Source organism: Haloarcula rubra, assembly GCF_019599465.1.
Taxonomy (GTDB): Archaea; Halobacteriota; Halobacteria; order Halobacteriales; family Haloarculaceae; genus Haloarcula; species Haloarcula rubra.
On record NZ_RKLR01000032.1, the window covers coordinates 1 to 7,179 of the forward strand.

A 7,179-nucleotide genomic window follows, 5' to 3' on the forward strand; every position below is an offset into this window, starting at 1 on the left:
GCGACGCCGTGCGAGCGCTCGGCTGGTATCGACAGTTCCGTGAAATTGTCCTGATGTTCGCCATCATCAACATAGAATCGCTGTGTGAGCCGCTCTAACCATGTCTCAGCATCTATTCAACAGAGCACTTTCAGCAGGGCTGTTAGCTCTCAAGCCGTTCAGAGACAGATATTTCAGAGGGGCTACGAGTCTTTGCGCGGCATACCGCGGCGAGTTCTTCGATTGCAATCTGTCACACCCGTTGTGACACGGGAATCACTCCATCGTTCGCTGTGTTCGTTACATTCGTTGTACGTACTCTGTTCCACGGGACTTCCTCCCTAGTCCTGCAGATAGTGAATGTCCGTATTCGTGCGGACGAGGGCTGTCTACGGTGTCGTCGACGGCTTATTTGTGGGCTTGGTGGTCGAGTGTACTCCTCGTCACAGGGCTTGGGCGGGTTCTCCTGTCACAACGGGCGTGACGCCTCCAGTTGCTGCTTTCCGGTCGGTTCCATTCAGTAGGTCAAGGCCGACGTAGCGCTTTTCGAGGAGCCCCTCAGCCGTGTCTCTGTCCATCTCGATGATTTGGGTTGGTTCTTGGGTGCGACCCACTTGGCGGGTCTTTTCGCGGAGGTCATTTCCGCCGAGTTCGAGGAGTTTCTCCCACACACGGGCAACAGTCTGGCGGTGGGGTGTTCGCCCTAACTGGGCAGTCAACGCAGTCGTCAGTGTGTCCTTGGTCGTCAATCGCCTCGGGGTCAAGCCCCGAGGCTTGTCAGTTGACTCCCGCTCTAACCGAGCAACTCGGTAGGTCGGAATCGACCATTCGCGTTCAGCGTCCCTGACTTGAGGGCCAATTGACTTGTGGCCCGTTCAGCACCAGACTTGAGCCAGTGCTGAACAAGACGCCACCCGACGTTCCGAGCGGCGTTATAATCGCTATGCAACTCCTTTCCGCACTTCAGACACTCGAACTCGTCACCGTCACGGTTGTCCTCGTGGGTGAACCCACACTCACCGTGACTGCACCGCTGACTCGTGTAAGCCGGATTCACGTCGTCCACGTCGATGCCGTATTCTTCGGCTTTGTATTCGACGTGGCGTTGAAGTTCCCTGAACGCCCACTGCTGGAACTTTGAAGCGCTCGAGATGCGCTTGCGGATATGCTTCAAGTTCTCGAACGCGATAGCCGCACAGTCGTTCTCTACGGCCTCACGAACGAGTGCTTTTGACACTCTATGGAGGTAGTCGGCGCTCCACCGGGCGAAGCGGTCGCTAATCGACTGTATCGTGAGGTGAGCCGAGCGAGTGCCTGTCTGTTGCAGGCTTCCACGCTGACGTTCGTGTTCGTTTCGTCGGTGATTGAGGTAGTCTGCATTACCAAGGAACTCTCCGGTACTGGTGACGGCGACGTATCCATCCACGTTCAAATCGACACCGAGAACCACTCCGTTCTCGGATTCTTCGTCGCAAGAGGGATCTACGTCTTTCTTCACGGCGACGTGGAGGTAGTACGTGCCATCGCGTTTGTGGAGCGTTGCTTCGGCTTTCTCCCACTCGTCAGTCCAGTAGTCCTCGAACGGCGTCCCCTCATCGTTGACTGGTGTGACGTATTCGGCGGTCACACGCTTGTCGGTGGTGGCGAGGGAAACGTGGTCATCGTTGTACGTAATGGTTCGACCGTTGTACACGACGACCGTGCCTTTGAATTCGGGTTTGCTGGCTTTTTCACCATCGTCGAGGATGCGGTCTTTGCAGTTCCCGAGTGCAGTTGAAGCAAGGTTGCGTGCTGATTGAACGAGACTGGATTGCAGGGAGAGTTCTTCACGTACGTCAAAATACGTTTCCTCGTGGAGAGTATTCTTGGTGTCCGTGATGTTGTAGGGGTTGTCGTCCCATCCGTAGTCTGCGACGTGTTGGGCCGCTTTTCGGAACTGCTCGAACGTCTCATCGAGGACTTCGTGGTCGTCCTCGGAAACGGCGAGTTTGACTTGGATGTTCCGAACAACCTCCATGCTTCATTAGTACGAGTAGAAATACTTATAGGTATATATTGTAGTGTGGAGTCAGGCTTGTTATCGAACGTGGTTTGTTGAATGGAGTGTCGGCTTCCTCCCCGACCTCAAGGGTCGGGGTATCCGCCTCGACAGCCGATGAACATGCCGCTGCAATCGGTTCGTTTGGTGGCGAATTCCGGCCAGCGTTTGGCGACGGCGATTGCCCGGTAGGTGTTCTGGCGGTTTGACTGTTCGACGAACATCGTCTTGAGTTTCGATTGGCGACAGTTCGCGAAGAAATCCAGCGGGGAGGAACTTGGTTCGACGCCATGGGGGAGCGATTCGGCGTCTTCCTGGTGGTCGGTGTCAGCTTCGAGTTGGTGGGCCTTGGCGATGGCGGTCTTTGCGACGTCGTGGGTGCGTTCGTGTTGGGTTTCGAGTTCGTCAAGGTTGGAAGCGGTGGTTTCTGCTTTCGCGCTGGCTGTGGTGGCGATGTCGTGGGTCCGTTTGTGCTGGGCTTCGAGCTCGTCGAGGCGGGTTTGGAGTCGGGCGTTTTCTTCGAGGAGGCGTTCGAAGAGTGTGAGCAGTAGTGGGTCAGTGTCTCGGTTAGCGAGGGTCGAGAGGCAGTCCTCAAGATCTTCGGGGGTGTCCTGGCCGATATCCAGACCGAGTTCGGTGGCAAGCGCTGCATCGCGTTCGTCGGGGCTGTCGGCCGTTGGGTTGTGAGTGGTCACAGATCCGTGCTTGGAATCGAACCAAGCGAACCGACCACGGCACGGACGTTGATTGGGAAAGCTGTAGCTCACTGGACGAACAGCAGCGCTCCTCGGGGTGGGCCGATTAGCTTACGGGGTTACTGCGGGCCTCCAAGTGGCGTCCGCGTCTTCGTAGGAACTGACGCTTGAGATGTGGACGGGTGTCCGTATCCTGCGATTGGCAGTGGCTCGTTGTCGGTACGCTGTGCGCTGGTCGTGGGGAGGTTTCAAGACTCCCCGGAGCATTTGCTTGCATGCGGCTGTGAGGCCAACGCGACGCCCGTGTTAGTGGCACGGCGTCGCACTCGGTTTTCAGAGCGATACCCGAGGAGCGGCGCGTCGACTTGCTCTGATAGTCAATGGCGGAACTACTTAATAGTTTGCAGAGTATTAGGCAAATATGTGCAATACGGACCAAACCAGTGATTCGTCCAACAGCTTCATCGACTCCGGAGATAATTTGCCTATCCGTGGTAACGGTTCTAATATGGGCAAAGAGGAGCGGAAACGGATGGTTCTAGGGCTCCTCGTAGAGTCGGGTCTGGAACTCCCGCCTGCTGTAATATTCGACAACCTCAAACGACGCGGTGCAACCTTCGAGCGGCGTAGTGTAGACAATTATCTGCAGGAACTACGCGAAGAGGGACTGGTCGAGCGAACTGACGAGAGTAAAGGATACAACATAGCGACTGAGAAAGGCCGGGACAGGTACTACGGAACGAACTGACTTCTGTTTTTGCAACGTATCCCGCAAACTCTAAGTACCCACAGGTAGTGAATATTACATAGGAACACACGCGCCGCTGGTCGATTTTTTACGAAATCGCCCCGGTGCTAGAACACCGAGGCGCGTGGTTCCGAGAGAGAACCAATGGTAACTAGGAAAGCAACCCCACAAGAACGTATCGCACGCGATTTACTCACCCAGCGGCCGCTCTTTCTCGGCGTTGACGGTGCTGATGCAATCCACTACTGGGATGGCTACGAGCAGGCAGTGGTCGTTATCCAAGATAACGACGTCGCGAAAGTGGAACTTTCGGAAACTCCCTTCCAGACGCTTTCTCAGTGGACGGAGTATACGCAGGAAGAACGAGGCTGGACGGTTGGTCCACACGTAGGCGGTTCGATCGTCGACGACTTGGTGAACGCACTGGAGACGAGCGCATGAGTGGGCTCTCCGTCGCCGACGCGAACGGCTTCGTCTACGAGCCTGTCCGTGGTCCCAAGCGGAAAGTCGAGTTCAGGGAGCGGTCGGACGAGGGATTTGAGCGAATCGAGGCAGTGTGGACAGGCTGTAACTGGCGGGTGACCGGCCGAGAGGTCGTGCTTACGATGCGTCGAATCTGACTTGGTAGCGGCGTCTCGACTTCTTGACTCGAGAAGACCCGCGAGCCTAAGTTGGTCCCAACAACTCTCCGCCGGCCACTCATCGATTAGCTCGCGAGCAGACTGGCGAACGGCATCGTCGCTAGAGTGAGTTGGCTCCCAGCTTAGCGCCGCTATCTTATCGATCGAGAGGCGCATCCGTGTGACGTCGCCCGTCCAGCCACGGTCACCGCCATTCGTACGCGAGACCGAGTTCGTCGACGACGATGTCGGCACTCAGTCGTGTTGTAGCTCGTACCAACACTTAATGCGTTGGGCCTTGTAACAACGCCTGTGACAGGGGATGATGCACAGCAAATTATCAGCGTCACGCGGGACTTCGGTGACCGCTACGCTGAGATCACTGCCTATCAAGTCCCCACGTCTGACCGCTATCCGGAGGGCATCAAATACTCGATGCAGTACGGGAATGCAGCCGGCGAAACCATCATCCGGTACGATAACTTTCCCGACCACCCCGACACAGCACACCACCACAAACATCGTGCTGATGGAACCGTCGTCGATGTCGACTTCGATGGACTCCAACCCCTCTTCGAGCGGTTCAAATCAGAGGTGATTGACCATGGCCACGACTGGTAACTCCGATACGACTGACCGCACGCTCCATATCCAATTCCAGGAGGGTAGTGACGATGACCTCGAAGAGGCCCTCGCTGCACTCGATCGGGGCGAAACGCCAGAGCCGCATCTCGAAGTCGTGTATCACGATCCAGCCGATGTCCATCGGGTCACTCGACCGAAGTCACTTGAGCTCTTGCGGGCGATCGTCCAGCACGACCCTGACAGCATCCGCGAGACAGCTCGTCTTGTCAAGCGAGATGTGAGTCAAGTTCACCGTAACTTGACCGAACTCGAGAAACTCCATCTGGTCGAGCTCATCGATGATGGCCAGTCGAAACGACCATCGGTTTGGTACGAGGCAATCGATATCGAGCTGCCCCTCGTGACACCTGATGTCGGGTCTGACGAAGTGACGGCTTGACATCCTCCCCCGCGCTAAACAGTAGTTGCCGAAGTAGCTGAGGCGTCGTTTTCGTTGTCGCTGATAGTAGCATGTTCCGTGCAACTGAGGCGGAACAGCTGTCTCGTACTGGTTCTTCACTGCTGTTCACGGGACTTGATTTCGGAACGAAACTGAGCGGGCAGTATCCGAGCAAGGTTTTTTTCCGAAATCGTCGCTCGGAGTGGTTTCGACGACGAATTCACCCAGACGACCGCGAAAGAGCTGCAGCTTGCTCGCGGAGACGTGAGTGACCCTCAGCAGCGAAGTACGCTCGCGAAATCACGTCTCTCTCATCGTCGGAACCGAAGCCCAGACGCCATCGACGCTCAGTTCGATAGCGTACGGGCGGCCACGTTCGTTCAAACCCGCCATCAGCGGGCGTTCGCTCGGCCAGTCGACGTTGCATTGGACATTCACGAATGGCTCGACGACGGTTCGTCCGAGACACCGCATATCTGCGCGATCAATCCAGTATCCGAAAGGGCAGTCGGTGAACGCACAGCTGCGAAAGGGTGCCGACGTGCCGACCGCTCGAAGCGAACCAAAGGATAGCCCGAGTCCGCTGACGCCTGTCGGCGTCCTGTGGGAAAGATAGCACTGGGACGGCGCACGCGGTCGATGATAGGGGTAACTTGGCATGGCCAGCACGCCACCAGTCCGAAACTGCGGGACTACCCGTCCCGAACGGTCTGGGAGTCGGTCGATTGGGCTGCAAAACCAGAAACTCCCACCGCTCGGGATATCTCCGCGTAAATGCGGAGGAAAAATATCAATAGACTGGTTGTCGAATACCTCGGCTGGGTCCCCGATGGCCCTGATTCGCCAATGGAACTAGACGATTTCGTCTCACAGAACGCGCCCGACGAGAGTCGGGATCGCTTCGAACTGGAGAACAGCAAGCTGCTAGATATCGACGTCGACGGCACAGTCCTGACGAAGGCCGGCTCGATGGTTGCCTATCAGGGTGAGCTCACCTTCACCGGAAAGTCCTCCGCCGAAGGCGGGCTGACTGGGTTCATCAAGAACCAGGTGTCCAGTGAGGGCACGCCCGTCATGGAAGTCGAAGGGCAGGGTCACGTCTATGTGGCCGATCAGGAGAAAAAAATTCAGCTCCTCGGCCTTGCGGATGGAGAGTCAATCTCGGTCAACGGCAACGACGTCCTCGCGTTCGAGGACAGTGTCGACTACGAAATCGGCACGATCGGCAGTATCGGTGGGGCATCGGCTGCCGGTCTGACGAACGTCTTCCTGTCTGGTCCGGGGATGGTCGCCATCACGACGCATGGTGACCCGCTGGTACTCGATCCGCCGGTGCGGACCGATCCCGATGCGACGGTCGCCTGGTCCAGTGAGCTCTCACCCAGTATCAACACCGACCGCAGTCTGGGTGACGCTATCGGCCAGTCGTCCGGCGAGACCTATCAGATGGCCTTCGACGGGTCGAGTGGGTTCGTCGTCGTCCAGCCCTTCGAGGAGACCGCACAGCGAGCCTAAAGCGACGCCGCCCTCCGCGCTGGTCGCTCGTGGCCAGCCTTCTTTTTGTTGACTTTTTGTAGATGCTGTCCTGCACGCCAAATCTGACGAGGATGTCGCTTCGTCCGGAGTGGTCTGTAAGACGGTAATTGGTGTGACATTACCGTGGTCTGCTACCGCGATCCCGTACAAAAGTCAGTATCAGTCAGTGGGCGTTGTAGTGGTGTATCGCCAGTGCTGACGATCAAAAGTGGTCGCTGGGAAGTCGACTGTCGCACGTCGCTCGTAAGTTGGAGACAGGTATCTGTCCAAGCGGGATGCCGAAGTCGTCCTATCTCGTGGCCCGCGTATCATCGTGACATGTAGCGTTCTCGTGGTTCAACGGTCCGTCACACCCGTTGTGTGGGCCGAGACAGCCAAGCCCGGGCTCCTGTCGTTATTGGACTCGTTTCAAGACTATAGCAATCGTTAGAACTTTCCGCCCGTAGTACGTTGAGTAGTATAATGGATCATCTTGACGAGATATCCGTCAAGGAACTTCAAGACGCTCTCGACAACGTGGACGGAAACAAGCCGACACA

At 56.8% G+C, this 7,179-nt stretch carries 8 protein-coding genes and 3 pseudogenes; 7 read left to right on the top strand and 4 right to left on the bottom strand.

The window, feature by feature from the left end:
- Positions 1-98: pseudogene (locus tag EGH21_RS23855) on the top strand (IS5/IS1182 family transposase); the annotation flags it as partial.
- 324 nt (positions 99-422) lie between these two features.
- Here the strand turns inward: EGH21_RS23855 and EGH21_RS23860 are convergent.
- From EGH21_RS23860 to EGH21_RS23870, 3 genes and pseudogenes are all read right to left on the bottom strand, one after another.
- Positions 423-722 (bottom strand): annotated as a pseudogene (locus EGH21_RS23860) (hypothetical protein); the annotation flags it as partial.
- A 50-nt stretch (positions 723-772) separates the two neighbouring features.
- A complete protein-coding gene (locus tag EGH21_RS23865) occupies positions 773-1,996 on the bottom strand; it encodes an RNA-guided endonuclease InsQ/TnpB family protein (protein ID WP_220620899.1) in 1,224 nt (407 codons plus the stop codon).
- 107 nt (positions 1,997-2,103) lie between these two features.
- Complete coding sequence (locus EGH21_RS23870) at positions 2,104-2,712, bottom strand: hypothetical protein (protein WP_220620900.1); 609 nt, start codon at positions 2,710-2,712, stop codon at positions 2,104-2,106.
- Between the two features lie 508 nt (positions 2,713-3,220).
- Here EGH21_RS23870 and EGH21_RS23875 point away from each other — a divergent pair.
- The 3 genes from EGH21_RS23875 to EGH21_RS23885 all read left to right on the top strand — a co-directional run bounded on the left by EGH21_RS23875 (position 3,221) and on the right by EGH21_RS23885 (position 4,080).
- Positions 3,221-3,460: a hypothetical protein gene (locus tag EGH21_RS23875; protein WP_220620901.1), complete on the top strand. Its 240-nt coding sequence runs from the start codon at positions 3,221-3,223 to the stop codon at positions 3,458-3,460.
- Positions 3,461-3,604: 144 nt separating this feature from the next.
- Positions 3,605-3,901, top strand: coding sequence for a hypothetical protein (locus tag EGH21_RS23880; RefSeq protein ID WP_220620902.1), 297 nt, complete (start codon positions 3,605-3,607; stop codon positions 3,899-3,901).
- Positions 3,898-4,080: a hypothetical protein gene (locus EGH21_RS23885; protein WP_220620903.1), complete on the top strand. Its 183-nt coding sequence runs from the start codon at positions 3,898-3,900 to the stop codon at positions 4,078-4,080. The genes EGH21_RS23880 and EGH21_RS23885 overlap by 4 nt, the downstream gene beginning before the upstream one ends.
- Positions 4,081-4,158: 78 nt before the next feature.
- Here the strand turns inward: EGH21_RS23885 and EGH21_RS24335 are convergent.
- Positions 4,159-4,293: pseudogene (locus EGH21_RS24335) on the bottom strand (UDP-glucose 4-epimerase); the annotation flags it as partial.
- 99 nt (positions 4,294-4,392) lie between these two features.
- Here EGH21_RS24335 and EGH21_RS23890 point away from each other — a divergent pair.
- From EGH21_RS23890 to EGH21_RS23900, 3 genes are all read left to right on the top strand, one after another.
- On the top strand, positions 4,393-4,701 hold the full coding sequence (locus tag EGH21_RS23890; protein ID WP_220620904.1) for a toxin-antitoxin system TumE family protein: 309 nt from the start codon (positions 4,393-4,395) through the stop codon (positions 4,699-4,701).
- Positions 4,685-5,104, top strand: coding sequence for an HVO_A0114 family putative DNA-binding protein (locus EGH21_RS23895; RefSeq protein ID WP_220620905.1), 420 nt, complete (start codon positions 4,685-4,687; stop codon positions 5,102-5,104). Before EGH21_RS23890 ends, EGH21_RS23895 begins: the two co-directional genes overlap by 17 nt.
- Positions 5,105-5,950: 846 nt before the next feature.
- Complete coding sequence (locus tag EGH21_RS23900) at positions 5,951-6,619, top strand: AIM24 family protein (protein ID WP_220620906.1); 669 nt, start codon at positions 5,951-5,953, stop codon at positions 6,617-6,619.
- Positions 6,620-7,179: the final 560 nt, after the last annotated feature.

Bases quoted from the DNA above. Each gene is read 5' to 3' on its own strand.
- EGH21_RS23895 (WP_220620905.1), top strand. From the start codon at position 4,685: ATGGCCACGACTGGTAACTCCGATACGACTGACCGCACGCTCCATATC.
- EGH21_RS23880 (WP_220620902.1), top strand. From the start codon at position 3,605: ATGGTAACTAGGAAAGCAACCCCACAAGAACGTATCGCACGCGATTTA.
- EGH21_RS23900 (WP_220620906.1), top strand. From the start codon at position 5,951: ATGGAACTAGACGATTTCGTCTCACAGAACGCGCCCGACGAGAGTCGG.
- EGH21_RS23885 (WP_220620903.1), top strand. From the start codon at position 3,898: ATGAGTGGGCTCTCCGTCGCCGACGCGAACGGCTTCGTCTACGAGCCT.
- EGH21_RS23865 (WP_220620899.1), bottom strand. From the start codon at position 1,996: ATGGAGGTTGTTCGGAACATCCAAGTCAAACTCGCCGTTTCCGAGGAC.
- EGH21_RS23875 (WP_220620901.1), top strand. From the start codon at position 3,221: ATGGGCAAAGAGGAGCGGAAACGGATGGTTCTAGGGCTCCTCGTAGAG.